Origin of the sequence: [Clostridium] polysaccharolyticum (assembly GCF_900111595.1) — a bacterium.
GTDB classification, from domain to species: domain Bacteria; phylum Bacillota; class Clostridia; order Lachnospirales; family Lachnospiraceae; genus Clostridium_AI; species Clostridium_AI polysaccharolyticum.
In genome coordinates, this window is the sequence record NZ_FOHN01000003.1 from 104,872 (window position 1) to 130,954 (window position 26,083).

The 26,083-nt window shown below is 35.0% G+C and carries 23 protein-coding genes; 22 read left to right on the forward strand and 1 reads right to left on the reverse strand.

Translation table 11 applies throughout. From position 1 onward, the window contains the following. The first annotated feature begins 101 nt into the window (after positions 1 to 101). From nifJ to BMY85_RS02970, 22 genes are all read left to right on the forward strand, one after another. Complete coding sequence (nifJ, locus tag BMY85_RS02880) at positions 102 to 3,632, forward strand: pyruvate:ferredoxin (flavodoxin) oxidoreductase (protein WP_092476240.1); 3,531 nt, start codon at positions 102 to 104, stop codon at positions 3,630 to 3,632. A 349-nt stretch (positions 3,633 to 3,981) separates the two neighbouring features. After that, a complete protein-coding gene (locus tag BMY85_RS15470; RefSeq protein ID WP_177180592.1) occupies positions 3,982 to 4,125 on the forward strand; it encodes a hypothetical protein in 144 nt (47 codons plus the stop codon). A gap of 189 nt (positions 4,126 to 4,314) precedes the next feature. Continuing rightward, positions 4,315 to 4,455: a hypothetical protein gene (locus BMY85_RS15475; protein WP_177180593.1), complete on the forward strand. Its 141-nt coding sequence runs from the start codon at positions 4,315 to 4,317 to the stop codon at positions 4,453 to 4,455. Between the two features lie 243 nt (positions 4,456 to 4,698). Beyond that, positions 4,699 to 4,845 carry a hypothetical protein gene (locus BMY85_RS15480; RefSeq protein ID WP_177180594.1) on the forward strand — a complete coding sequence of 49 codons (147 nt, stop codon included), beginning with the start codon at positions 4,699 to 4,701 and terminating at the stop codon, positions 4,843 to 4,845. Between the two features lie 244 nt (positions 4,846 to 5,089). Beyond that, positions 5,090 to 6,421: a radical SAM/SPASM domain-containing protein gene (locus BMY85_RS02885; RefSeq protein WP_092476243.1), complete on the forward strand. Its 1,332-nt coding sequence runs from the start codon at positions 5,090 to 5,092 to the stop codon at positions 6,419 to 6,421. An 85-nt stretch (positions 6,422 to 6,506) separates the two neighbouring features. Continuing rightward, positions 6,507 to 7,436, forward strand: coding sequence for a hypothetical protein (locus tag BMY85_RS02890; RefSeq protein ID WP_092476246.1), 930 nt, complete (start codon positions 6,507 to 6,509; stop codon positions 7,434 to 7,436). Between the two features lie 167 nt (positions 7,437 to 7,603). Continuing rightward, positions 7,604 to 8,086: a transcription elongation factor GreA gene (gene greA / locus BMY85_RS02895; protein ID WP_092476249.1), complete on the forward strand. Its 483-nt coding sequence runs from the start codon at positions 7,604 to 7,606 to the stop codon at positions 8,084 to 8,086. Positions 8,087 to 8,118: 32 nt separating this feature from the next. Beyond that, positions 8,119 to 9,618 (forward strand): lysine--tRNA ligase, encoded by a 1,500-nt coding sequence (gene lysS / locus BMY85_RS02900; RefSeq protein ID WP_092476252.1) that lies wholly within the window; start codon positions 8,119 to 8,121, stop codon positions 9,616 to 9,618. A 318-nt stretch (positions 9,619 to 9,936) separates the two neighbouring features. After that, complete coding sequence (locus tag BMY85_RS02905; RefSeq protein ID WP_242939659.1) at positions 9,937 to 10,584, forward strand: sugar transferase; 648 nt, start codon at positions 9,937 to 9,939, stop codon at positions 10,582 to 10,584. 3 nt (positions 10,585 to 10,587) lie between these two features. After that, complete coding sequence (locus BMY85_RS02910) at positions 10,588 to 11,418, forward strand: aldolase/citrate lyase family protein (protein ID WP_092476254.1); 831 nt, start codon at positions 10,588 to 10,590, stop codon at positions 11,416 to 11,418. Continuing rightward, positions 11,419 to 12,387 carry an acyltransferase family protein gene (locus BMY85_RS02915; RefSeq protein ID WP_092476257.1) on the forward strand — a complete coding sequence of 323 codons (969 nt, stop codon included), beginning with the start codon at positions 11,419 to 11,421 and terminating at the stop codon, positions 12,385 to 12,387. Further along, positions 12,384 to 13,277, forward strand: coding sequence for a D-2-hydroxyacid dehydrogenase (locus tag BMY85_RS02920; protein WP_092476259.1), 894 nt, complete (start codon positions 12,384 to 12,386; stop codon positions 13,275 to 13,277). The genes BMY85_RS02915 and BMY85_RS02920 overlap by 4 nt, the downstream gene beginning before the upstream one ends. A gap of 1 nt (position 13,278) precedes the next feature. Beyond that, complete coding sequence (locus BMY85_RS02925) at positions 13,279 to 14,385, forward strand: glycosyltransferase family 4 protein (protein ID WP_177180595.1); 1,107 nt, start codon at positions 13,279 to 13,281, stop codon at positions 14,383 to 14,385. Positions 14,386 to 14,388: 3 nt separating this feature from the next. Continuing rightward, the gene (locus BMY85_RS02930; RefSeq protein ID WP_092476266.1) at positions 14,389 to 14,946 is read left to right on the forward strand and encodes an acyltransferase; all 558 of its coding nucleotides are present in this window, start codon (positions 14,389 to 14,391) and stop codon (positions 14,944 to 14,946) included. Between the two features lie 31 nt (positions 14,947 to 14,977). Beyond that, positions 14,978 to 16,165, forward strand: a complete 1,188-nt coding sequence (locus tag BMY85_RS02935; protein ID WP_092476269.1) for a glycosyltransferase family protein — start codon at positions 14,978 to 14,980, stop codon at positions 16,163 to 16,165. 26 nt (positions 16,166 to 16,191) lie between these two features. Further along, entirely contained in the window at positions 16,192 to 17,211 is a 1,020-nt protein-coding gene (locus BMY85_RS02940) for a polysaccharide deacetylase family protein (protein WP_092476273.1), read from the forward strand. Positions 17,212 to 17,216: 5 nt separating this feature from the next. Further along, entirely contained in the window at positions 17,217 to 18,602 is a 1,386-nt protein-coding gene (locus tag BMY85_RS02945) for a hypothetical protein (RefSeq protein ID WP_143066307.1), read from the forward strand. 36 nt (positions 18,603 to 18,638) lie between these two features. Continuing rightward, positions 18,639 to 20,177 carry a lipopolysaccharide biosynthesis protein gene (locus BMY85_RS02950; protein ID WP_092476277.1) on the forward strand — a complete coding sequence of 513 codons (1,539 nt, stop codon included), beginning with the start codon at positions 18,639 to 18,641 and terminating at the stop codon, positions 20,175 to 20,177. 39 nt (positions 20,178 to 20,216) lie between these two features. Continuing rightward, complete coding sequence (locus BMY85_RS02955; RefSeq protein ID WP_092476280.1) at positions 20,217 to 21,401, forward strand: glycosyltransferase family protein; 1,185 nt, start codon at positions 20,217 to 20,219, stop codon at positions 21,399 to 21,401. After that, a complete protein-coding gene (locus tag BMY85_RS02960) occupies positions 21,373 to 22,554 on the forward strand; it encodes a glycosyltransferase (protein WP_092476286.1) in 1,182 nt (393 codons plus the stop codon). Before BMY85_RS02955 ends, BMY85_RS02960 begins: the two co-directional genes overlap by 29 nt. A 1-nt stretch (position 22,555) precedes the next feature. Further along, positions 22,556 to 23,674, forward strand: a complete 1,119-nt coding sequence (wecB, locus tag BMY85_RS02965; protein WP_092476289.1) for a non-hydrolyzing UDP-N-acetylglucosamine 2-epimerase — start codon at positions 22,556 to 22,558, stop codon at positions 23,672 to 23,674. Positions 23,675 to 23,711: 37 nt separating this feature from the next. Beyond that, positions 23,712 to 24,905 carry a glycosyltransferase family 4 protein gene (locus BMY85_RS02970; RefSeq protein ID WP_092476292.1) on the forward strand — a complete coding sequence of 398 codons (1,194 nt, stop codon included), beginning with the start codon at positions 23,712 to 23,714 and terminating at the stop codon, positions 24,903 to 24,905. Positions 24,906 to 24,993: 88 nt separating this feature from the next. Here BMY85_RS02970 and BMY85_RS02975 read toward each other — a convergent pair whose 3' ends face one another. Further along, positions 24,994 to 26,082 carry an NAD-dependent epimerase/dehydratase family protein gene (locus BMY85_RS02975; protein ID WP_092476294.1) on the reverse strand — a complete coding sequence of 363 codons (1,089 nt, stop codon included), beginning with the start codon at positions 26,080 to 26,082 and terminating at the stop codon, positions 24,994 to 24,996. Position 26,083: the final 1 nt, after the last annotated feature.

The following is a 26,083-nucleotide window of genomic DNA, read 5'->3' on the forward strand; positions in this document are numbered from 1 at the left end:
GCCTTAACGTAAGGGCTAATTGGAGAAATGTAGCGCGCAGGTTTTCCAAAGGTCATGCTTATGTTATTGTTACTGTTATAAATTAAAGGAGGATAATTACAATGGCAAGAAAGATGAAAACGATGGATGGAAATACAGCAGCTGCTCATGTATCATATGCATTTACAGATGTTGCAGCAATTTATCCAATTACACCATCATCACCAATGGCTGATTACACAGATATGTGGGCGACTCAAGGAAGAAAGAACATTTTTGGACATGAAGTAATTATGTCAGAGATGCAATCTGAAGGGGGTGCAGCAGGTGCTGTACATGGTTCCTTACAGGCAGGTGCCTTAACAACAACTTACACAGCATCTCAAGGTTTATTATTAATGATTCCAAATATGTACAAAATTGCAGGTGAATTATTGCCAGGTGTTATTAATGTAACAGCACGTGCATTAGCTTCACATGCATTATCCATTTTCGGAGATCATTCAGATATTTATGCATGTCGCCAGACTGGTTTTGCCATGTTATGTACAAGCAGTGTGCAGGAGGTTATGGACTTAGGAGCAGTTGCTCATTTAGCAGCAATTAAAGGACGTGTACCTTTCTTGCATTTCTTTGACGGATTCAGGACATCCCACGAAATTCAGAAAATTGAGATTTGGGATTATGAAGATTTGAAAGATATGTGCGACATGGATGCAGTGGATGCATTCCGTAAGAGAGCATTAAATCCAAATCATCCGGTTCAGCGTGGTACCGCTCAGAATCCAGACGTATTCTTCCAGGCAAGAGAAGCAAGCAATCAGTATTACAATGCACTTCCTGATGTAGTAGAAGAATACATGAATAAAGTAAATGAAAAAATCGGTACTGATTATAAATTATTTAATTACTATGGTGCTCCAGATGCAGAAAAAGTTATTATTGCTATGGGTTCTGTATGTGAGACAATAGATGAAACAATTGATTATTTATTAAAGGCAGGAGAAAAGGTTGGTGTTGTTAAAGTCCGTTTATACAGACCTTTCAGTGCAAAACACCTAGTTGCTGCCATTCCTGATACATGTAAGAGCATCGCAGTATTAGATAGAACAAAAGAACCAGGTGCTCTTGGCGAACCTTTGTACTTAGATGTTGTAGCAGCTTTAAAAGATACGAAATTCCATGATGTTCCTGTAACTTCAGGCCGTTACGGATTGGGTTCCAAAGATACTACACCAGCTGATGTAATCGCTGTATATAGAAATGAAAATAAAAAGAATTTCACAATTGGCATTGTGGATGATGTAACAAATCTTTCTCTTGAAAGAACAGAAAATCCAAATACTACACCAGAAAGCACAATCAGTTGTAAATTCTGGGGTCTTGGAGCTGATGGTACAGTAGGTGCTAATAAAAACTCTATTAAGATTATCGGTGACCATACAGACATGTATGCCCAGGCTTATTTTGATTATGATTCCAAAAAATCTGGTGGTGTTACAATCTCCCACTTGCGTTTTGGTAAAGACCCAATTAAATCCACTTACTTAATCAATAAAGCAAACTTTGTTGCTTGTCACATGCCAGCTTATATTAGAAAATATAACATGGTTCAGGACTTGAAGGACAATGGAACATTCCTTCTTAACTGTGCTTGGAATATGGAAGAAATCGAAAAGCATCTGCCAGGCCAAGTGAAAAAATATATGTTTGATCATAAAATTAACTTCTACACAATTGACGGTTTCAAATTAGGTAAAGAAATCGGTCTTGGTGGACGTATTAATACTATTTTGCAGTCTGCATTCTTTAAGTTAGCAGAAATCATTCCAGCAGATGATGCAATTCAGTATATGAAAGATGCTGCAACTGCAACCTATTCTAAAAAAGGTGATGACATCGTTCGTATGAACCATGAAGCAATTGAAGCTGGTGCTAAGAATGTAGTGAAAGTTGAAATTCCTGCATCATGGGCGAATGCTGCAGATGAAGTACTTGGTTCTGATGTGACTGGTGATAGAGAAGACGTTGTAAAATACACCAATACAATTCAGAAAGCAATCAATTCACAGACAGGTAATGACCTTCCTGTAAGTGCATTTGTTGAGTATGCAGATGGTACTTTGCCTTCTGGTTCAGCAGCTTACGAAAAACGTGGTGTAGCAATTGATGTTCCAGAATGGAATCCAGAAAACTGTATCCAGTGTAACTTCTGTTCTTATGTGTGTCCTCATGCATGTATCCGTCCAGTAGCTATGGATGAGGCACAGGCTGCCAATGCTCCAGAAGGAAAAACAATGGATTTAACTGGAATCCCAGGTTATAAATTTGCAATGAGCGTATCCGTACTTGACTGTACAGGATGTGGCTCCTGTGTAAATGTATGTCCAGGTAAGAAGGGTGAGAAAGCTCTTGCTATGGCAAATATGGAATCACAGCTGCCAGCTCAGAAGATGTTTGATTATGGCGTAACATTAGATACTCCAGCTGCTGTTTCTGAGAAATTTAAAGAAACATCTGTTAAGGGCAGCCAGTTCAAGCAGCCATTACTTGAGTTCTCAGGAGCTTGTGCAGGCTGTGGCGAGACACCATATGCTAAGTTAATGACTCAGTTATTTGGTGATAGAATGTACATTGCAAATGCAACTGGATGTTCTTCTATCTGGGGCGGTTCTTCACCAGCATCTCCATATACCGTAAACAGTAAGGGACAGGGTCCTGCTTGGGCAAACTCCTTATTTGAAGATAACGCTGAATATGGATTTGGTATGAGCTTAGCACAGACAGCATTAAGAAACCGTGTTGAAGATGCTGCAAGCAAGTTAGCAGAACAGGCAACGGATAACACAGTAAAAGCTGCTCTTGAAAAATATTTAGCAGCAAAAGATGCTACAAGTGGGGAAAGCCAAATTGCAACAAACGAGATGATTGCTGCATTGGAAGGCTGTGGCTGTGATAATGAATTAAAGAAATATATCCTTGATAATAAAGATTTTGCATCTAAGAAATCACAATGGATTCTTGGTGGAGACGGATGGGCTTATGATATCGGATTTGGTGGTGTTGACCACGTATTAGCAAGCAATAAGAATGTAAATATTCTTGTATTCGATACAGAGGTTTATTCCAATACAGGTGGCCAGTCTTCTAAGGCTACTCCAACAGGTGCTATCGCTCAGTTCGCAGCAGCTGGTAAAGAAGTGAAGAAGAAAGACTTAGCAGCTATTGCAATGAGTTATGGTTATGTATATGTAGCACAAATTGCTCAAGGTGCTGACTACAATCAATGTATCAAAGCTTTTGTTGAAGCAGAAAGCTATAATGGTCCATCTTTAATTATCGCTTATGCTCCATGTATCAATCATGGTATTAAAGGTGGTATGAAAGGTGCCCAGACAGAAGAGAAACGTGCAGTTCAGGCAGGTTACTGGCACTTATTCCGTTTCGATCCTCGTCTAGAGGAATTAGGAAAGAATCCTTTCCAATTAGATTCTAAGGCTCCAACAGCTGATTATCAGGAATTTATTATGAGTGAAGTCCGTTATAACAGACTTTCTCGTTCTAATCCAGATAGAGCAAAAGAACTATTTGCTAAAGCTGAGAAGGATGCTAAGGCTAAGTATGATGCGTTAGTTAAAAAGGCAGAGCAGTAAAAAGCAGGTGTTCTAGTACACTTAGCCTCGGCTAAGTATGATGCGTTAGTTAAAAAGGCAGAGCAGTAAAAAAGTTTTAGCTGTTCTTTTGCTTTGGCTAAATGAAATGTATATTTAATATAGAATCAAAAGCTGTAATCTTTATGATAATTCATGGAGGTTGCAGCTTTTTTGTATTATATGAAATACAGGTTTTAAGGAAAAGGATAAAATTTTTAAAGAGTAAAAATGAAATGATTTTACAATAAACTTATTGTTTGTTTAGCAAATTCATAATATAATAATAGTAGGATTACTAATCAGAGGAACGTACATATCATCCTATTAAGAAAAGAGAGGAGGAGAGAACATGGAGAAACTTGAAAAGTTTGAAATTAAAGAGGTTTCTACACTTCAATTACAAAAAGCAATTGCTAGACCTATCATTAGAACTTCTGGTTTGGTTGCACAAGTGCCAGATTATCTTAAATTTGATCAAAATGTTTTAAGATAATTTGATGGGTTAAAAAAAGACCATATCCTGCTGAAAGTCAGTAGATGGTCTTTTTTTATTGAGTAAAAAATAAAGTGATTTTATAATAAAGTTATTGTTTGCATGGTAAATCTATAATATAATAATAGTAGGATGACTGAACGGATGGACATACATATATCCTATTAAGAAAAGAGAGGAGGAAAGAACATGGAGAAACTTGAAAAGTTTGAAATTAAAGAGGTTTCTACACTTAAAGTACAAACAGTTTTTGAGAAACCTATCATTAGAACTGCTGGAATGATAATGAAACCGCCAAAATTTCCAATTGATGATATTATTATAAAATAGTTTGATGGGTTAAAAAAAGACCATATCCTGTTGAAAGGCAGATGTGGTCTCTTTTTAATGTTAAAACTTTATTTGTTATAATTTATAAGAAAAATAGAAGTAAAACAAATAAAAGAAAGAGGATATATGAGTATTGTTAAATTGTAAATGATGAGCATAGATTGTATAATTAAAGAAGGGTTACTTATTGTAATTTATGCGATGTGTCACTATACATACCCAAAAATAGAGAGGAGAATGACTATGAAAAAAATTGAAATGAAAGAAGTAACATTGGAAAAAATTGAAAAACCAGATAAGCCAGTTTTAGGAGGCGTAATGGCAAGAATTCCAGATATTTTAGACAAAGAATTCAAAAAGCCAGGAGAGGTTCTGAGAGGACTTTGGTAAAAAATTACAATATAGTATAAGAAAGGGGAAATGAACATGAAACAGTTTGAAATGAGAGAAGTTGAAAGTGCAATTTATAAACCTTGGACAGGAGATATGAGTCCATTCCCAGGTCCATTCCCAGAGCCATTTCCACCTATTGGGGGGCTTTGGTAATAAAGAAAACGAAAATCACATACTGCATAATTGCGGTATGTGATTTTTATTGCTTAATATTAGAAAACAAAGGTAAAAGGAGTACGAAATGAGTGTAAATTTTATTCAGGATGGAGATACCATTATAGCATTTTTTCCAGAATCATCTCGTTTTTTTAGTGTAAGTGAAGATACTAAAAACGCGATTTGCAAAATTGATCAAGGTGCAACATTTGAAGAACTGAAGGAATTGGGGTTAGATGAAGCAACTTATGAAAATATAAAAAATACAGTGGATACATGTAATATACCTTTGGAACATCCAGTAAGTTCTGTTAAAAGAATAGGAAGATTAGCATTGCATTTAACCAATACCTGTAATCTTCGCTGTAAATACTGCTATGCCAATGGAGGAACCTACAAATCGGAAGAAGGCATTATGGATATTGAAGTGGCAAAACGGGCGTTAGACTGTTTTTACAATGAAGTGGAGTCTATTAGCTTAATTCAGATGTTTGGCGGGGAACCAACTATGAATTTGCCTGTAATGAAATATGTATGTGAATATGTTGCCAAGAAAAATGAGGAGAGAGACGTAAAAGCAGAAATGGGAATGGTCACCAATGGTACTCTCGTTACAGATGAACTGCTTGAATTGATTAAGAAGTATAATCTGCTGGTTACTGTTAGCTTTGACGGAATGCCAGAAGTAAATGATAAATTACGAGTTTATAAAGATGGCAGTGGAACATCTAAGAAGATAATTGAGAACATTAAAAAAATGCGTGAAGCAACAGGACAGCCAAATACCATAGAGGCTACTTATACCAAATATCATGAAGAAGCGGGAATTAAGATTAAAGATATTTTTGATTATATTCACGAGAATTTAGGAGATATAGGCTTACATATTGTTCCAGCAGGTGGAACTAAAGATTGTGGATACAGATTGGATAATAATGATGCATTTATTGAGGCAGTTGATCAAATGTTTGATAATGCTAAGGATGCAGAAAGTTTACAGCAATATTTATATTCTTTAGAGGAAAGGACAATCAGGGCAATTATACAAAAAACATATTCCAAGTATATCTGTGATGGAGGCATTAGAAACTTTTCTGTATCCACTAAAGGAGATGTTTACCCTTGTTTTATCGTAACAGATGAAAAAGAGCTGTACATGGGAAATGTATTTGATGAAGACTTGTTCCGTTCAGAGCCTTTCCAGAAGATGAGAGCTAAATTGGACGAATTTAATAAAGAGACCAATGAAGAATGCAAAAACTGTATTGCCAGAAAAAGCTGTTATGCATGTCTAGGTTTTAGTTATATTAATACAGGGAAAATGCTTACTCTAGAAAATGGGATGTGTGATATGATTCGCGCTATGACAGAACGAAGCATTGCTGGAATTTATAAAATGTCTTTGTGGCAAGAATAAAAAAGGATAAATCATAGTACAGGTTCATAAAGAACAGAATGATGCAATAAACTATAATGATGATGTGAAAAGGAGAAGAAATTTCTTGGATGAGTTATATATTAAGTTTATTGTAATAGGATTATTGAAATGTAAATCAGAACGCAGCTGGCTGCAAAAAGTCTGGATGAAATTAAAACGCCATATAACGGATATTCAAAATAAAATGAGACTGGTTTACAGCAAAGAGGAAATAGAAGTACTTGGAAAAAGGGGAGTGCTGATTGAACTCCCTTTTGTTGAAGAAGAAGCCGCAGAACTGCCAAAAGATTATCTGGAAGAATACATTAGAAGGATTCTGGAGGTATATGATATTCCCAGCTGTTATTTGAGAAGAGAATTACACTTCTTGAATGACAGGTTTCAGATGGATAAAAAATGGATTTTTCAATATCTGTTATTTGACAAAGGGCTTCATATGTTTTTAGATAAGTATAGTGTATCTATAAAAAATGCCAGATTTGTAATTATAGATTCAGGCAATAAAAAGGTAGAGACTATTCTGCAGATTCTTTTAGAGTATGCCAATTATCTTACAATTGTGACGAACAGGGAGAAATATTTTCAAAATGCAGTAGAAGTAGTTTATGAAGAAACAGGACTTATGATTGAGGTTGCTTCTTCTCTTACTCAGAAAAATATCATAGGAAATGTAATTATTAATCTAGACCGCGAATGTTATCGATTATACTCCAACTTTGAACAAGATGCATATGTAATGGATTTGGAATTTACAGATAAGAAATTTGAGTATCTTTCCAACCGGAGGAAGGACTTGAAAATATTATATGATTACGATATTACAGCGGAACATCAGCAGATAGAAAAAGAACTTGTGGCTGAAATCATCACTCGAGACAATTGGAAGTTAAGCAGGTTCGCAGGGCGTAAAGAAAGTTCATTAGCAAGAAGTGAAATTGAGAAGATTGTTGATTATTATAAATTAGAGATAGATAAGCTATGTACGATATCTTAATTGGACTTAAAAGAAGAAAAGATGGAAATATTATTTGCAGACAGATAAATAAATCCATTATACTTTGTCAACTCTGTAACAAGATTGACAACTTAGCATAGGTAAGTTATAATACTAAGAATGTGAAAGACCATTTTCAATGATATTATTATGGAGGTTGGGGCGACATGGCAGAAAAGAAAAATATTTTAACGTATGAAGGATTAAGAAGTTTGGAAGACGAACTTCAAGATTTAAAAGTAAATAGACGTAAAGAAGTAGCTCAGAAAATCAAGGAAGCACGTGAACAAGGCGACTTATCTGAAAATGCTGAATATGATGCAGCAAAAGACGAGCAGCGTGACATCGAAGCACGTATTGAAGAGATCGAAAAGATTTTAAAGAATGCTGAAGTTGTTGTAGAAGAAGATGTTGACCTTGACGTTATTAACATTGGATGTAAAGTAAAAATCATCGACATGGAATATGATGATGAGTTAGAATATAAAATCGTTGGTTCAACAGAAGCTAACAGCTTAAAAGGAAAAATTTCAAATGAATCTCCTGTTGGTAAAGCACTTATTGGTGCAAGACAGGGTGATATAGTGGAAGTAGAAACCCATGCGGGTATTTTAAAATATAAAATCGTGGAAATTCAACGTTCAAACTAGTTAGTCTACGGTAAGAAAAGGAGAGAGAGATCTTGGCAGGTCAGAATAATCAACAAGCCCCAGAGCAAAATATCAGTGAATTATTAAAGGTTAAGAGACAAAAGCTTGCCGATTTACAGGAAGCTGGAAAAGACCCTTTCGTAATCACTAAGTATGATGTTACCCATCATTCAGCAGATGTAAAAGAAAACTTTGAAGAAATGGAAGGACAGGAAGTGTCTTTAGCAGGACGTATGATGTTCAAACGTGTAATGGGTAAGGCATCTTTCTGTAATATTCAGGATTTTAAAGGCCGGATTCAGGCATATGTAGCACGTGATGAAATTGGAGAAGATTCCTACAAAGATTTCAAAAAATATGATGTGGGTGATATTCTTGGAATCAAAGGTAAGGTATTTAAGACCAAGACAGGAGAAATCTCTATCCATGCAGAAGAGGTTACTTTGCTTTCAAAGAGCTTACAGGTTCTGCCTGAGAAATATCATGGCTTAACAGATACGGATACAAGATACCGTCAAAGATATGTTGACTTAATCATGAACGAAGAAGTAAAAGATACTTTTGTAAAACGTTCTCAGATTATCAGCAGTATCCGTCGTTTCCTTGATTCCCAGAACTTTATGGAAGTAGAAACCCCTATGATTGTTTCTAACGCTGGTGGTGCAGCAGCCCGTCCATTTGAGACTCACTTCAATGCGTTAGATGAAGACTTAAAGCTTCGTATTTCCCTTGAGTTGTACCTTAAGAGATTAATCGTTGGGGGAATGGAACGTGTATATGAAATTGGACGTGTATTCCGTAACGAAGGAACAGATGCAAGGCATAATCCGGAGTTTACTCTTATGGAATTATATCAGGCATATACAGATTACTATGGCATGATGGATTTAACAGAGAATATGTTTCGTCATGTAGCACAGGAAGTATGTGGTACAACATTAATTCCTTATGCAGAAGAAATGATCGATCTTGGCAAGCCTTTCGAAAGAATTACTATGGTAGATGCGGTTAAAAAGTATGCTGGCGTTGATTTTAATGAAATTAAAACAGCAGAAGAAGCAAAAGCCCTAGCAAAAGAACGTCATGTAGAATTTGAAGAAAGACATACAAAAGGCGATATCCTTAATCTGTTTTTTGAAGAATTTGTAGAAGAACATCTAATTCAGCCTACATTTGTAATGGATCATCCAATTGAGATTTCTCCATTGACTAAGAAGAAGCCAGAAAATCCAGATTATGTAGAACGTTTTGAGTTGTTTATCTATGGTCGTGAAATGTGTAATGCATATTCCGAGTTAAATGATCCAATTGACCAGAGAGAACGTTTTGCTGCTCAGGAAGAAGCGTTTGCCGCTGGTGATGAAGAAGCGAACCACACAGATGAAGATTTCTTAAATGCACTTTCCATTGGTATGCCTCCTACAGGTGGTATCGGCTATGGCATTGACCGTCTGGTTATGTTATTGACAAATTCTCCTGCAATTAGGGACGTGCTGCTGTTCCCGACGATGAAAAGTTTAGATAATAAATAAAATGTTTTGAAAGATAGAGGTCAGACAGAAGGCCTTAAACACGTTTAAGTATAGAGAAAACAGCTAAAAATGGTTAGAGGAATGGCAAAGGCCATTCCTCTTTTGCTGTCAGGCAGGTAATTTCGATATTCCCATTGTACAAAAAAAATACACCCCAAATTGTTGACTAAGGGGAAAAATGGGCGTATATTATACATAATTAGGGTTACAAGTAAAAGTTTAGTATTTGCTGAGACTTGAAAAGATATACAAATTTATGGATATACAGGCAAATATACTATATATGGTACGAGAAACACATATAAAGGAGTTAATTATATGAAAAATGATATGCCAAATGCAAGACCTGCAGATGTATTTTATCGTGACTATATCAAACGGGGAATAGACTTGATAATATCCATTCCTATACTTATCATTGCATTAATACCTATGGTGATCATAGCGATAGCCATCAAACTGGATTCTCCAGGTGAAATCCTATTTAAACAAGATAGAATTGGCAAAGACGGAAAAGTCTTTCGCATGTTAAAATTCCGCTCCATGTGTGTGGGAGCAGAAAAAATTGGTTCGGGAGTTTATTCTGGAAAAGGGGACAGCCGGGTAACGAGGGTAGGCAAGATTATTCGTGCTACTAGTTTAGACGAACTGCCACAGTTTTTTAATGTCCTAAAAGGAGATATGTCCTTAATAGGACCAAGGCCGCCTCTTACTTATCATCCATGGCCAATAGAAGAATATACGGAAGAACAGCGTCACATGTTTGATGTCAGGCCAGGTTTTACAGGATGGGCCCAGATCAATGGAAGAAAAGGGGTAGAATGGAATCATAGAATTGAATTAAGCGTCTGGTATGTACGTCATGTAAGGTTATGGCTGGATATAAAAATATTTTTTATTACAATCGGAAAAGTCATAGCCAATTCAGATAATGTGAATACTGGGGAAACCATAAAGAAGGATTAGAGTATGTTAAAATTAATGTATATAACAAGTAATTCAGATGTTGCCAGAATAGTGGAAAATGCTGGAGTTGACCGTATTTTTATAGATATGGAGTACATAGGAAAAGATATTCGGCAGGGGGGAATGGACACAGTCCAAAACCATTGTACTGTTGAAGATGTAAGAAGAATCAGAAAGGTTATCAGCAAAGCACAGCTGATGGTTCGTGTGAATCCCATTCATGATGCTGCAAGGGAGTATGATTCTTCCGAGAAAGAGATAGAAGCAGTAATTGCTGCTGGAGCAGACCTGATAATGCTGCCATATTTCCAGACTGCTAAGGAGCTAGAACGGTTTATAAAGATTGTGGACGGCAGAGCAAGGGTATTTCCACTGCTTGAAAGCAAGAAAGCTTTGGAAAATATTGATGAAATATTAGAAGTACCAGGAATTGATGAAATTCATATTGGGCTTAATGATCTTTCACTGGAACTGAAAAAGAAATTCATGTTTGAACTTCTTGCAGATGGAACCGTTGAAATGTTATGCGAAAAGTTCAGAAAAAAAGGCATTCCTTATGGTTATGGAGGAATTGGAAGACTTGGTAAAGGAGATCTTCCAGCAGAATACATAATAAAGGAACATTATCGTTTGGGCAGTACTTGTGCAATTTTAAGCAGAAGTTTTTGTAATACGAATATTATTACAGAACTGGATCAGATAAAGAAGATTTTTGAAGTGGGGCTCAAAGAGATACGGAATTTAGAGAAAGAATGTATGGAAGCTCAGAATTATTTTGAGGAAAATAAAAGAATGGTGCAAGAGAAGATAAAAGAAATAGCGGGGATAAGATAAATGATTTTTTTTATAACATTTTTAAGATGCTTAGCAGCTTGTTTTATAACAAATTCACATTATACAGGAATATATCCAACAGATTTAATAGCCAATGGAGGGTTAATTGGAGACGTGCTGTTTTTTGCTGTTTCGGGGTATTGTCTGTATAACGTAAAACTATCTTTTCCAAAATGGTATGGAAAACGATTATATAGAGTGTATCCACCAGTACTTATTATGACTGCTGTGTATATGCTGTGTGGTGCTTATAGTTTGGCTGACCATGGTATTCGATGGTGGTATCTTTATCCTACTTACTATCATTTTGTGGCATCTATTGTTGTGTTGTACATTCCATATTATTTCTGCATGAAACTGGATGGGTTAAAAAAGCATCTGCTTTTTCTTATGGGTGTGGTTGCGATTATTAGCTTATTGCTGTATCTTACGGTTTATGATAAAAGCTATTATCATATAGACAAAGTAAGAGAACCTTTAATTCGTTTTTTATTTATGGAATGTATGCTGTTAGGAGCATGGTTCCGGCAAAATGATAAACGGTTTCGGAATCAGTTTAAACGTTATTATCCATTTGTAACTGTGGGAATTTTTATGCTGTATTTTGCCAGCAAACTGATATTTTCCAGAAGAGAAAGTCTTTCTAAATTACAGTTTCTTAATTGGATTGCAATCGTTTGCCTGCTTATATACATCTTTATCACTTTTGCGTCCTTAGATGAAAAGCTTGAAAAGTTACCTGCATGGAGTAAAAAAGGTATTTCTTTTGTTTCTGATATTACTTTAGAGATTTATCTGGTTCAATACGTATTAATTGATTTAATTCGTCCTTTTGGCCGTTTTCCATTAAATTGGTTTATCCTTACAGGTGTGATACTTTTACTGGCTTATCTGCTTCATGTCATTTGTAACCTGTTTTATAAAGTTGTAGAGAAAATGGCAAAAAGACTGGGAGGGAAGGAACGATGAACATACTGATAACTGGAGCATGGCAGCAGGCATTGGAATATACAGACAGACTAAAAGAGAAAGGGCATGAAGTTGTTTTTCTTCAGTATGAAAAAGATTCGCTGCCTTGTGAATACGAGTGGGTAGAAGGGATTATAGGAAATGGGATCTTTTTGTCTCATTCTGTTGAAAAATTTACAAACTTAAGATATGTTCAGCTTACTTCCGCAGGATACGATAGAGTTCCCATGGATTACATAAAAGAAAAAGGCATCACAATACATAATGCCAGAGGGGTTTATAGTGCACCTATGGCAGAGTATGCGGCTGCAGGAGTGCTAAGTCTTTATAAGGAGCAGAAATCCTTCTTAGAAAATCAGAAAAAGCACATTTGGGATAAAAAGCGGAATTTGAAAGAACTTTGTGGACAAACGGTCTGTATTGTTGGCTGTGGTTCAGTTGGATGTGAGTGCGCAAAAAGGTTTCAGGCATTTGGCTGTAATATAACAGGTGTTGATTTGTATGAAACAGGGTATGAGGCATTTTCTTGTATGTATACAATGGATAGGCTGAAAGAGGCACTGGAAAAAGCAGATATCGTAGTTCTTACTTTGCCATTGACAAATGAAACTAGGCATATGATGAACAAGAGTACATTTGCTAGCATGAAGGCTGGATCTGTTATTGTAAACATTGCCAGAGGTGCTTTGATTAAGACTGAAGATTTAGTAGAGGCATTAGAAGAAAAGCTATTTGGAGCGGTATTAGATGTATTTGAAGAAGAGCCGCTTGGCGATAGCCCTCTATGGGACATGGAACATGTAATAATCACGCCACACAACAGTTTTGTTGGCAGTGGCAATAATAAGAGAATGAGTGAAGTAATAATAAATAATTTGGAGAATGTTTAATATGAGAATATTGGTTGTATCACCGAAAAATAAAACAGTATTTAACTTCCGTGGCGATCTGATTAAGGATATGATTGCAAAAGGAAATGAAGTATATGTAACTGGACCAAACAGGGACTTTGTAGAAGACATTATGGCGTTAGGCGTAAAGGAGTTTATTGAGGTTCCTTTTGTAAAGGATAATACAAGTGTTTCTGGTGATATGTCATATCTAAAGAAACTAAAAGGTGTGATGAAAAGGATTCAGCCAGAGCTGGTATTTGGGTATACGATTAAACCTGTTATTTATGGAAGTTTTGCAGCAAAATCCTGTGGGATTAAAAAGGTTTACCCAATGGTTACTGGACTTGGAAGAGTTTATGCATCAGACAGCTTAAAAACAAAGCTGGTCAGACAGATTTCTAAAATGTTATATCAGAGGGCATTTAAAGGATGTAATAAGGTTATTTTCCAAAACCCTGATGATGTAAAAGAGTTTGTAGCAGGGAATTACCTTCCAGAAAGCAAATGTGAAGTGGTAAATGGCTCAGGTGTGAATATGGAACGTTTTTATAGAAGTGATATTCCAGAAAAGCCAGTTTTCCTTATGGTAAGCCGTATTATAAAAGAAAAAGGTGTCCTTGATTTTGCAAAGGCAGCAAGGATTGTCAAGAAAAAAGTGCCAGAGGCAAGATTTATTGTTCTTGGAGGTTATGATAGTAGCATTGGAGCACTTAAGGAAGAAGATATTCGAGAGTATGTAGAAGATGGCAGCATTGAATTACCTGGTGAAGTAAAAGATCCTGTATCTTTTTATGGACAGAGTTCGGTTTTTGTTCTTCCGTCTTATTATAGGGAAGGACTTCCTCGTACCATTTTAGAAGGCATGTCTTGTGGCCGTCCAGTGATTACCACTGATTGGACAGGCTGCAGGGAGCCAATTGCAGATGGGGTAAATGGTTATCTTGTACCAATTAAGAAGCCGGAAATACTGGCTGAAAAAATGTACCAGCTGGCTACAGATAGAAAGAAAGTTCTGGAAATGTCAGATGCTGCTTATAGAATATGTCAAGAAAAATATGACGTGAAAATTATTAATCAGCAGATGAGAAAGATAATGGGGTATTAAGTTATGTCAAGACATCAGATAGGAAATATAGTATCGGTTGCTTATTCTCTAGTACGCCTAAGTTTAAAGAAATTAATAGGTGGAGGAAGAATTAAAAGTGGTATTATAGAGAGAATTTCACCTAATGTGGTGATTGATGTTGATTCAAAATCCAAGCTGTTTCTTGGAGAACGTGTAAGGATTCATTCTGGTTCAAGACTGACAGCGGCAAAAGGTGGAAAAATTGAATTAGGAAAAAATGTTCGTATTAATAATAACTGCCGTATTGCATGTCGGGAACACATTGTAGTGGAAGATGGAGTTGAATTTGGACCTGGTGTGCTTGTGTATGATCATGATCATAAATTTGATGCCAAGTCAGGGGTATCTGAAAAAGAATATCATACTGCCCCCGTCAAAATTGGTAAGAAAACATGGATAGGTGCCAATACGGTTATTCTTAGAGGAACAGAAATTGGAGCAAACTGTGTTGTAGGAGCTGGTTCCGTATTACATGGAAAATATCCGGATAATGTGGTAATAACCCAGCCAAAGGAAACAAAGATAAAACCAATAAGTTAAGAGAAAATAAGTAAGAGAAAAGGAGTAGCACGTGAAAAGAATACTATTTGTTACGGATAAAAATGTATTAACTACATCGGGGGAATTAAGGTTAATAAAGAATCGGGCAGAGGTGCTGTATCAGAAATATGGAGTAAGTACAGATTTTCTTGCTTTGCAGAAAGCGGGCAGAATCCATTCTGATGCAAGAGAAAAAATTCAGGCAGGGGGAAGCATGAAAATAATTCCTTATAGTCTGAAAAATCCAATAAAAGCTATGGTGGCATTTGCTTCTATGAAAAAAAGTGTAGCTAAGGAATTAGAAAAAGGTGAGTATTGGGCGGTTGTATATTCGGGAATAGGAATGTCTCGGGTTACAAAAGCCATTAAAAAGAAATTTGGCATATTTTCTATTGTGGATATGCACGGTTCACAAGAAGATATCATTGAGGCAGGGCGTAATGGAACATTTTTAAGACGGATGTTTCTGCAGTTTTTATATCGTTTTGATGTGTCATGTCTTAAAAATGCATTTCCTTATATGGATGGATGCTTTGCAGTAACAGAGGCGCTGGAAATGTATATCCGTAAGAAATATCCAGTTAATAGCCAGATTGCATTTTATCATGTTCCATGTGCAACTATGAGTTATGCACCTAGTGAAAAAGAATATGAAAGCAATCGTGAAAAATACAGATTAAAATATGGGATAAAAGAGGATGAAATCGTATTTATCTATTCTGGTGGAGTTTCTAGCTGGCAGTGTATTGAAGAAACAATTGAGTTGTATAGGAAGATTGAAAAGCAGATAAAACGAAAAACCAGAATGCTGATTTTTTCGCATAATATAAAAGAAATAAATAAGCTGATTACTTCAGAGGACAGTATTATTACGGATAGTTATACAGCAGATGAATTGAAGAAAGCACTGAATGCAGGAGACTATGCATTTATGTTAAGAAAAGACTGTGTAACCAACAATGTTGCGTTTCCAAATAAGTTTCTGGAATATGTGCAAAGTGGGATGAAGATGATTGCAACGCCTCATGTACACGATATTGCAAAGCAGATAGAGCAGAATAAAGCAGGATATTTATATAACTTTGAAGAAGATATTTCAATGCTTTTAAAGTATGTAGAAGAAAATTTTGGAGCTGATCCAGATTATGCCATAATCAATAAAATTCTTAGATATAACAGTTTTGAAGAAAGATTACAAGAACTGGTTTCTGATCTTTAAAGGAACTTTGGATTGGAGAGAGTTATATGAAGAACATTTATATTACAGTTGATTTAGAATGTCACGATATTGTGCATAGAAATCAGTACATAGAGGGAAAATATAAAAACGGTGTGTGTGGTCTTGAACATATTTTACGTTTAGGAAAGGAATTAAATATACCGATTAATTTTTTCTTTGATATGGTGGAAGCAAAAGAATATGGAGAAGAATATGCAAAAGATATTATTGAGTTAATACATAAATACAATCAGCATGTTTATTTACATTTACATCCGGACTATGTATCGGGAGATCATGAGAAAAGCTTTTTCTGGCAATATAATTATCAGGATAAAAAAGAGATACTTCAGTATGGATTTGATTTGTTTCAAAGACTTTTGGGACATGAACCAAAAGCTTTTCGGATTGGACGATATGGAGCAGATGAAGAGATGTATGATGCAATGAAGGAAATGGGAATAAGTCTTGTAGATTTGTCTTATAGCAGTGGAAGTTCCAAAATGTGCCATTTGGGGCGTGATACTGCAAAGGTGGATAATGCCATTATCAGATTTAAGGGACAAACACTGTTTCCAAATACCCGTTATCGTGCCATACAGTTTGGGCGTAAAAGCAAACTGATAAACTTAGATACCAATGATTCAACTTTCAATGAATATAGGCGTTTTCTTGATAAGAATGAATTAGGGCAGATTACACTTACCATGCATTCATGGAATTTTATCAAAAAGTACTTCTTTTCAAAGAATTATGTTTCATTGGATAAAAGGGCAGAAAAGAAATTTAGAAAAATGATCTCTTATGGAAAGAAAAAAGGATATGTATTTTCGGACTTTACAGAAAATCCCCCAGTGGTGGGAAAGGAAAGAGATCAGGTAATTGATTTGTGTACTGGTCTTTCAGGAAAAGTCCAGATGTTATGTAATAACTTTTTGAGGTTTCAGAAAATAGGCCGGTTAAATAAGAAGTACTTTGCAGTTTATGCTATATTTTATATTTTAATTATTCTGATTTGTATAGCAGTTATATGGAATATGAGGTGAAACAGGTGAAACAGAGTAATTCATCACATTATGATAATTCGCAGACAGCCTTTCCTTTGTTTTATATTTTGTTTTGCTTTTTATTGGATTTGTCTTTGTCTATGTGGTTTGAATCATATTCAATAATGTTCTGTGGTACGATTGGGTCTTTGCTTGTTGCAGCATTAACCAGAAATTTAGATGATAATGTGATAGGTCGCTTATGTTTATTGAAATTGTTTGGAATATTTTTTGTGTTGCTTATTTACTATGGAAACATACATGCATATGGTGTGCCATATTATATTGGTGGAAGCGATGACGTTAAATTTGAGTTTCGTGCAAACCGAATGATTTTAAAGGGATTTAATTGGCCTTGGTCTGATGACTTGATAACAAATTCAAGAGGATTTAACTGGGTTTTGTGTATGATAATGAAAGCGTGCAAGTTTCTTCATATAAGTTATCATACAGCATGTTTTCGGGTAATGAATATTGATTTATTACTAGCAACAGGTGTTTTAGTTTACCGGATAGGTTATATCCGGTTAAATATGAAAAAACGTATTGCCCGAAACGCAATGACGATAATGTGCCTATTCCCTAATGCAGTATATATTTCATCATTTATTTTTAGAGATACACTGTCAGTTTTAATGACAGTATTATTTTTTATCTGTACAGATGATATATTCCGAACTGGAGAAGACCCGCCAATATTGATATCAAGCCGTCCATGTAATGTATTTATTATTTTGAACCTGATATTTTGGGGATACTGGCTTAGAGGGGAACTGCTCTACATAATGATACTTATAATAGGAATTTCATTTTTACGAAATGAAGAAATGAAAGGGAAAAAATTTGCAATTATGATGGTAATGCTTACAATCGTAGTTGTTATTTTCTATCAAATTGGTGCGGTTGATTCGTTCCTCTTTAAAACAGATTCTGCTTACAATTATCATCATGTTGAAGATGGAAGTTCCTCTTTATCAAGAGTTATTTTTAACATGCCGATAGTACCATTGGGACTGATTTTAAGAATTGTATACGGGGTCGTATTTCCTATTCCTGTAGGGTTATTAAAAGTTAGCAGAATATTTACGGATGGGTTGATATTAGCGGAATTTATTGTTTCACTTGGAATGTGTGTTCAGATTGCATGTATCCCTATTCTGGTTAGAAATACTAGACATTTGGATAAATACACTATTACATTTTTAAGTATATTTTTAATAATTGTAATTTCATCATATACTTTTAGACATTTCATTTTAGTATATCCATTTGCAATCTTAATGATTTTAAGAGAATATTATTCCATGCCACGTGTACAAGCTAATAAAAGTATACTGTTAGGTTTCGGTGCATTAATGATGGGAGCATTAATGTATCTGGTAGCAAAATAATATTATTAGATACTCAGATTGTATAGGAGGTAAGTTTTGAAGATTCAAAGAACGAAAAATGCTGTAAATAGTATATCTTGGGGATTAATTAATAAAGTGTTTACATTAATTCTTCCATTTATTATTAGGACATTAGTTATATATGTATTTGGTGTTGAATATGCAGGATTAAATAATCTGTTTTCTTCTATTTTGCAAGTTCTTAATCTGGCAGAGCTGGGAATGAGTACAGCTATTGTTTATGCAATGTATAAGCCAATAGCAGAGAAGGATTATGAAACATTGTCTTCTCTTCTGAAATATTTTAAGATAGTTTATCAAAAAATAGGTATCTTTGTGCTGGGAGCGGGATTATGTTTAATACCAGGTTTAAAGCGTTTAATTAATGGCACATATCCAAAAGAAATAAATATTTATATTATTTATGTTATTTATCTGCTGAATACAGCATCTAGCTATTTGTTTTTTGCATATAAAACAACCTTATTAAGTGCGTACCAAAGAAATGATATAGCCAGTAAGATTAATACTGCAGTGCATTTTTTTCAAAACATAATGCAGCTTATAATTATTCTGGTTCTGAAGGACTTTTATATCTATCTGGCAGTTACTGTCATTTTTACAAATATTAATAATCTGCTTTGCCATAGAAGAGCTACAGAGCTTTTTCCAGAGATTCAGCCAAAAGGTGAAATATCAAAAGAAAATAAAGAACAAATACAGCAAAATGTAAAAGGCCTGATGATTTCAAAGGCGTGCCAAGTGTCTAGAAATGCATTTGACACTATTTGTATTTCTTCCTTTATTGGATTGACAGCAACAACAATATACAGTAACTACTATTTCCTTATGACAACGATAACTGGTTTTTTAACAATTCTGCTGACATCCATAAGTGCTGGTATTGGCAATTCAATAGAAACAGAATCAGTAGAGAAAAACTATCAAGACTTACACAAGTTTAATTTCATGTTTATGTGGGTTTCAGGCTGGTGTACGAGCTGCTTTTATTGTATGTATCAGCCATTTATGAAAATATGGATGGGCCAGAAATTAATGCTTCCTTTTGGATGTGTTATTTTATTATGTATCTACTTTTTATTACTTAGGGCAGGTGATATCCGTTCTCAATATTTCAATGCCTGTGGTCTGTGGTGGAAAGGTAGATGGGTTTCCGTTCTAGAGGCTGTAGCAAATCTGTTTTTAAATATTACATTGGGATACTTCTTCCAGATCTGGGGGATATTGATAGCTACAATATTGACAATTCTTTTTATCGATCATATTGGTTGTGCAGTTTTGGTATTCAAAAATTATTTTAAAGGCTATTCTGTTAAATCCTACTTTTTAGTATGTAGTTATTATTTTGCTGTTATATGTATTATTTGTGGGATTACAGGTTTCATTTGTGATTTAGTACCGATAAGTGGAATATTTGGACTTATATTGCGGTTTGGAGTATGTTCTATTATAACCAATGTTCTATTTTATGCTGTGTATAGAAAGAATAAATGGTTTAATATGAGCTTTAACATGGCAAAAAGGATTCTTGGGAGTTTAAGTAGAAGAAAGTAGTAATGAACATAAAAGGATATAAAAATGGAGAGAAAAAATATGAGTAAAATTTTGGTTATATCAGCAAGGGCGATAGAGTATAACTCGTCCTCCATCATATGTCTAAGGGCTTTAGTAGATGGTTTGTCAGTAGAAAATGAGGTACATATCATATCACCACATCCAGTTAAAAATTCAAGGTATTATGTAGAGGACTTTGAATGGAAGACTAAAAATGTGAAGATAACTTATTATGATAAGGAGCCGGAAGTTTCTGCAGGGGCCGTAGACAATTCTTCTAGCAAAAAGGGGATTAAGGCGTTTATATATCGAATGTATAAAAGATACGATTTATTTGGTAAGGCAATATTTGATTTGAAGTATGCAAATCATATTTTAGAAATGATAGATAGGGAATCGTTTGATTATATTATTTCTGCCTCAGATCCAGTAGTATCTCATATGCTGGCCAATAAAATCAGAAAAGTAAATAAACGCGGGTACTATATTCAATATTGGGGAGATCCTCTGGCAATGGATATTTCAGCATCCTCCAGACTTCCACATTGGATGAAAGCAAAGATAGAGAATAAAATTCTAGCCAAGGCAGACAAGGTTGTTTATGTATCACCCCTAACCTTATTGGAACAAAAGAAAATATATCCGAAACACAAAAATAAAATGTATTTTGTTCCTACTCCAACGATTTGTGAGAAAGAAGAAAGGAATAGCATAGAAAATAAAGTGGTGCTTGGGTATTTTGGTAATTATGATTCGGGTATCCGAAATATTGTTCCATTGTACGAAACAGTAAAGAAAAGAAATAACGTAGAACTGTATATTATTGGTGATTCGGATCTGAAATTAGAGGAAACACCTAATATCCATATTCTTGGGAGAATCAATCCAGAAGAATTAGATGCGTATATTAATAAGTGTAATGTTCTTGTGGATATAATGAATATCCGAGGCACACAGATACCAGCAAAAATATACAGAGATGCTGGAACATCAAAGGAAGTTCTCTTAATTGAGGATGGTGATTTAGGTTCGGAATTAAAGAATTTTCTAGGAAAATATAACAGATATACATTTGTTGAGAATATGTCAGACAAGATTGATTCGATTGTTTCAGACTATATGAAAAATGGTGTTCCTGATAGGAAACCGATACAAGAGTTTTTGCCTTATCATGTTGCAAAGGAAGTAGTGAAAAATGAAAAAAATAGCTATTGCGATAAGTAAATTAGAACAAGGTGGTGTTTCCACAGCACTAATATCATTGTTAGAAGAACTAGCAAAAAGGCCAGAAATTCAAGTGGATTTATTTCTATTAAGTACTGATAATCGATCTAGATTTACGGTTCCCGAAGGAATACATGTAATCACACCATCTAGTATATATAATATATGGTTTTCCAGAAGAAAAGCATGCAAGGGGATTAGAAAAGCAGTTTGGTATTTCATACATTTTATAGGAATTAAAATTAATTTTAAGATGGTAAAGTTATTAGCACACTGTAAAGAATATGGTGCCTATGATATTGCAATCTCCTATGAAAATGATATATGCAATCCTGAGATTAACTTAATGTGTAATGATTTTGTCGAGCAATATGTAAAAGCTGACAAAAAATATGGATGGATACATAATGACGCATATAAGCTTGGTTTTACAGAACAGTACGTATTAAATAGATATCAGAATTTTGATGGAATCATTCATGTAAGCTACGGAAATAAAGAAAAGTTCGATGCCATTGCACCTTCGTTAGCGGAACGTTCTTATGTTGTTTATAATTGCATTAATTTAAAAGAAAAGATTGACTGTGAAACCAAGTGGAGTGCAGAAGATGGAAAGATTCATTTGATTTCTGTTAGCAGAATAGATAATGAACAGAAAAGAATTGATAGAATGATAGAGAGTTGCGTCCTGCTAAAAGAGGCGGGTTTGGAAGGAAAATTTTTATGGCATATGTTTGGAAGTGGACCTGACGAAGTGGAATTAAAGTCTTTAGCGGCTGAAAAGGGCGTGGATGATGTTTTTTTATTTGAAGGACAAACAGACTGTCCGTTAAGATGTATGGCGAAAAGTGATATATATGTTATGACATCTGACTATGAAGGCTATGGTTTGACTATTCTAGAAGCATTAATGGAGAATCTTCCTGTTGTTGTAACGAATTTTGCGGAGGCAAAAGAAAGTGTTGCAGATGGCAAAAATGGTTATTTAGTAGATTTTGATGTAAACAGCATTAGTGAAAAAATAGGTAAGTTAATTTGTGACGGTAAATTACGAAAACAGTTTTATGAGTATACTCGGAATAATCCAGTTACAAATAAAGTGGCTATGGAACAATTTAATAAACTATTGGTAAGTGAGGAGGAACATAAATAATATGAAGAAAGTTATGTTGGTTTTTGGAACGAGACCAGAAGCAATTAAAATGTGTCCGTTAGTAAATGAACTAAAGAAAAGAGAATCTATTCAGACAGTTGTAACGGTAACTGGTCAGCATAGGGAGATGTTAAATCAAGTTCTCAATACATTTAACGTGGTGCCAGACTATGATCTTTCCATAATGAAAGAGAAACAGACCTTGTTTGATATTACAACTAATATATTAAATGGTATAAAAGAGATACTGGAGAAAGAAAAGCCGGATGTTGTACTAGTTCACGGGGATACGTCAACAACATTTGTTACTGGCCTGGCTTGTTTTTATCTTCAGATTCCTGTTGGACATGTGGAAGCAGGACTTCGTACATATAACATTTATTCTCCATACCCAGAGGAGTTTAATCGTCAGGCAGTAGGAATTATCTCTCAATATAATTTTGCACCAACTCAAATGGCGGCAGATAATTTAATAAATGAGGGGAAAGATCCGAGTAAAATCTTTATTACGGGCAATACCGTAATTGATGCAATGCAACATACAGTAAAAGAAGACTATACCCATCCAGAGTTAGAGTGGGTTGGAGATAGTAAACTTATTTTTATTACTGCACACAGAAGAGAAAATCTTGGACAGCCGATGCATAATATGTTTCGTGCGATACGTCGAGTTCTTGAGGAACATCCAGAATGTAAAGCTGTTTATCCAATTCACATGAACCCAATGGTTAGAAAAGCAGCAGATGAAGAACTTGGTGATTTTGATAGAATTCATATCATAGAGCCTATTGAGGTTTTTGATTGTCATAATTTTGAGGCAAGATGTCATTTGTGTCTTACTGATTCAGGTGGTATTCAAGAAGAATGTCCTTCCTACGGATGCCCAGTTCTTGTAATGAGGGATACCACAGAAAGGCCTGAAGGCTTGAAAGCTGGAACCCTTAGACTGGTTGGAACAGAAGAAGAAGTGATTTATAATAATTTCAAAGAACTTTTGGAGAATCCAGAAGTTTATAATCAAATGTCATATGCATGTAATCCTTATGGTGACGGACATGCATGCGAAAGAATTGCGGATATTCTTGAGGGAAAAGAGTATCAGCCTTGGAAAGCTGAATAATATTTCTTAGTTTGATTATGTTAGACGAGGTGAAAAAGTGAAAGTTCTAATAGTAACATATGGAATATTACCTGTTCCTGCTGTACATGGTGGTGCGGTTGAAACGCTGACCCAATTTTTAATTGATGAAAACGAAAAGGACCATAAGATAGACTTCGTTGTGAGTACGATATACGATAAAGAGGTAAAGCAGGCGTCAAAGGCATATAAAAACACTTCTTTTGTATATTCATATACCAGAAGATTTTATGACTTGCTTGTTTTCCTAAATCGCTGTATCAGAAAGCTGACCAGAAAACATACTAAGTTAATTGAAAAAAGTTATTTAAGGAAAGTAAGAAAATATGCAAAAAATAACAGCATAGATTATATTTTGATTGAGAACTGTACAGATTTTGTTATGCCTTTATCTGATTTGAAAATCCCTATGATACTGCATTTGCATAATGATTATTTAAATGCGGATACCCCTAATGCACAGAAGATAGCGGATTCATGCCGTGCAATTATTACAGTAAGTGACTTTATTACAAAAAGAGTGAAGACCATTGAAAAAACATCTGAAAAAACATTTACTTTGTTGAATTCAGTTAATTTGTCTTTGTTTGGAAGGGAGAAATATTCCAAGTTCAGAGCGGATTATAGAAGAGAGCATGGAATAAAAGACGATGATATTGTAATAATTTTCGCAGGCAGATTACACGAAACAAAGGGCATATTAGAGTTAATTCAAGCATTTAATAAGCTAAAGAAAAGGGCATATCTGCTTTTAGTAGGTGGAAGCTGGTATGGGGTGAATCGAAAGACAAGGTATGTGGAAAACGTATTAAGTGAAATTCAGAATAATGAACGGATTATATTGACTGGTTATATTAATTTTAAAGATATGCCTAAGTATTATGCAATTGGAGACATATGTGCTTTCCCTTCTGTATGGGAGGAACCTGCTGGTTTGGTACCGTTAGAAGCACAAGCTTCAGGGCTGGCATTGCTTGCAACAGATAGAGGTGGAATAAACGAAAACTGTCCAGCAGACAGTGGCTGTTTAATATCATTTGAACATAATGAAGAATTAGTCAGTAAGCTATCTGAGCAGCTAAATATTTTATGTAGTGATGCAGAAAAGAGAAAAGATAATGTAGAGTCTGGAAAACGATTTGTAAAAGACAGGGGACGAGAGAGATACTTGTGTGATTTTATGCAGATTCTTAATAAAATCATAGAGATGTGAGACTTACCATAAAACGTAACATATGTAAAAATTACTTGTTATGAATAATTGCTGGTATACAATTATTCATAACAAGTGTTTTGAGAAGTTAATTGTTTAAATAAAAGTTTTTATACCATTCTGAAAATTTTCGTAGCCCTTCTCTTAAAGAGGTGTCTGGCTTAAAGCCATAATCAGTTTCTAATGGTGTGGTGTCAGCAAATGTAATTGGAACATCGCCAGGCTGCATAGGTACTAATTCTTTATGAGCTTCAAAATCATAATCGGATGGAAGGACTTGGGCACGTATTAATTCTTCCTGAAGAATGGTTACGAAATCAAGCAGGTTTTCGGGATTGCTATTACCAATATTGTAGACAGCATATGGAGGAAGTGGGAGACCATCTTCTCCATTTTTTCGTTCTGGTGCACCTTGCATGACACGTTTTACTCCTTCTACAATATCATCAACATAAGTAAAGTCTCGCTTGCAGTTTCCGTAATTAAAGATTTGAATGGTTTCTCCTTTTAGCAGTTTATTTGTAAACCCAAAGTATGCCATATCAGGTCTTCCAGCAGGACCGTAAACGGTGAAGAAACGGAGACCAGTGGAAGGAATATTGTAAAGCTTACTATAAGAGTGAGCCATTAATTCATTGCTTTTCTTAGTAGCAGCATAAAGAGATACAGGATTATCAACCTTGTCATCTGTGCTATAAGGAATCTTTTTATTAGAGCCGTAAACGGAAGATGAGGACGCATAAACAAGATGTTCTACTCCCGTTTCGTTGTTGTCATAGCTGTGGCGGCATGCTTCTAAAATGTTATAGAATCCAATCAGGTTGCTTTGGATATAAGAATCGGGATTGGTAATGCTGTAACGTACACCAGCTTGTGCAGCTAAATTTACCACAACGGAAGGTTTATGGGTTAAAAAAATTTCATCAATGACATTTTTGTCAGAAATATCACCTTTTACAAAAGTATATGTACTTTCTGGATGTTTAGCAGCACATTTATCAATTTCAGATAAACGCCACTTTTTAATATTCACATCATAATAATCATTCATATTATCAATTCCAACAATATGGATAGGGGATTGTGTATTTAATAATTCTAGGACAAGATTACTTCCAATAAATCCAGCAGAGCCAGTTACAAGTATTGTTTTATTATGTAAATCTATTTTTTGCATT

Bases quoted from the DNA above. Each gene is read 5' to 3' on its own strand.
- nifJ (WP_092476240.1), top strand. From the start codon at position 102: ATGGCAAGAAAGATGAAAACGATGGATGGAAATACAGCAGCTGCTCAT.
- BMY85_RS15470 (WP_177180592.1), top strand. From the start codon at position 3,982: ATGGAGAAACTTGAAAAGTTTGAAATTAAAGAGGTTTCTACACTTCAA.
- BMY85_RS15475 (WP_177180593.1), top strand. From the start codon at position 4,315: ATGGAGAAACTTGAAAAGTTTGAAATTAAAGAGGTTTCTACACTTAAA.
- BMY85_RS15480 (WP_177180594.1), top strand. From the start codon at position 4,699: ATGAAAAAAATTGAAATGAAAGAAGTAACATTGGAAAAAATTGAAAAA.
- BMY85_RS02885 (WP_092476243.1), top strand. From the start codon at position 5,090: ATGAGTGTAAATTTTATTCAGGATGGAGATACCATTATAGCATTTTTT.
- greA (WP_092476249.1), top strand. From the start codon at position 7,604: ATGGCAGAAAAGAAAAATATTTTAACGTATGAAGGATTAAGAAGTTTG.
- BMY85_RS02905 (WP_242939659.1), top strand. From the start codon at position 9,937: ATGAAAAATGATATGCCAAATGCAAGACCTGCAGATGTATTTTATCGT.
- BMY85_RS02910 (WP_092476254.1), top strand. From the start codon at position 10,588: ATGTTAAAATTAATGTATATAACAAGTAATTCAGATGTTGCCAGAATA.
- BMY85_RS02915 (WP_092476257.1), top strand. From the start codon at position 11,419: ATGATTTTTTTTATAACATTTTTAAGATGCTTAGCAGCTTGTTTTATA.
- BMY85_RS02920 (WP_092476259.1), top strand. From the start codon at position 12,384: ATGAACATACTGATAACTGGAGCATGGCAGCAGGCATTGGAATATACA.
- BMY85_RS02925 (WP_177180595.1), top strand. From the start codon at position 13,279: ATGAGAATATTGGTTGTATCACCGAAAAATAAAACAGTATTTAACTTC.
- BMY85_RS02930 (WP_092476266.1), top strand. From the start codon at position 14,389: ATGTCAAGACATCAGATAGGAAATATAGTATCGGTTGCTTATTCTCTA.
- BMY85_RS02940 (WP_092476273.1), top strand. From the start codon at position 16,192: ATGAAGAACATTTATATTACAGTTGATTTAGAATGTCACGATATTGTG.
- BMY85_RS02955 (WP_092476280.1), top strand. From the start codon at position 20,217: ATGAGTAAAATTTTGGTTATATCAGCAAGGGCGATAGAGTATAACTCG.
- BMY85_RS02960 (WP_092476286.1), top strand. From the start codon at position 21,373: ATGAAAAAAATAGCTATTGCGATAAGTAAATTAGAACAAGGTGGTGTT.
- wecB (WP_092476289.1), top strand. From the start codon at position 22,556: ATGAAGAAAGTTATGTTGGTTTTTGGAACGAGACCAGAAGCAATTAAA.
- BMY85_RS02975 (WP_092476294.1), bottom strand. From the start codon at position 26,082: ATGCAAAAAATAGATTTACATAATAAAACAATACTTGTAACTGGCTCT.